Genomic DNA, 810 nt, shown 5'->3' on the forward strand with positions numbered 1-810 from the left:
TATAAAAATATTATTACCTTAAATACACCTCAATATATTTTTGCGGCAAATACGGCTGAGTTACTTGAGCAGCCAAGAAACTTAAGTGCTGTGGCTCAGTTGGCTTCATCGACGTATGGCATTCATCTTGGTTATTTTGCATCGATGTGGATGCGTTTTATTTTGTCGTGCATGGGTATTATTGGCTGTGTAATGTTGATAGCAGGAGCATTGCTATGGCAAAAGAAGCGAATCAAAGCCCAAAATCATTTTAGTTATAAATTAGTACAACAACTGAATTTCTTTACCTTTTTAGGGCTTCCTTTGGCCTCCGCAGCCTATTTATTCGCTGGGCGAATATTGCCTGCAACGTTTGAAAGCAGAAGCAGCTATGAAGTGGCTACTTTTTTTATGATTTGGATTTTGAGCCTGTTATTCAGCTTAACTTTAAGTGTTCGCAAAGCGATTTTATCTTTGTTGATCATTACGGCATTGGTCTTGCTCATGATTCCAATCAGTAGTTTTATTACAGTGCCTGAAGCATCTTTATTAAATAGCATAGTTCATGGTCAGTGGTGGTTGGCAGGTGTTGATCTTGCTTTTCTATTGCTTGCTTTGGCTTATATCGCAGCAATCCTGTTCTATCTCAAAAAGTTTAAAGTATCTGGAGAGATAAAATGAGTTTTGCAGCATTGTTTTGGTCCTTAGCTGCCGTGATGCAGGGCTGTATGTTGAGTCAGTTTGGTCAGAAGCATCTGAAATACGATGGGTTAAATCAAAATCTTAAAAGAGTTTTGCCTTGGCTAACAGTTTTATTCCTGATGATTTCAT

Annotated in this window: 1 protein-coding gene; it reads left to right on the forward strand. The window is 38.0% G+C overall.

All coding sequences use genetic code 11. The features are described 5' to 3' along the window. On the forward strand, positions 1-660 hold a 660-nt coding region (locus B4237_RS14205), incomplete at its 5' end, for a PepSY domain-containing protein (protein WP_286943647.1). Between the last annotated feature and the right edge of the window lie 150 nt (positions 661-810).

It is taken from the genome of Acinetobacter sp. UBA6526 (assembly GCF_002434875.1).
Classification (GTDB): domain Bacteria; phylum Pseudomonadota; class Gammaproteobacteria; order Pseudomonadales; family Moraxellaceae; genus Acinetobacter; species Acinetobacter venetianus.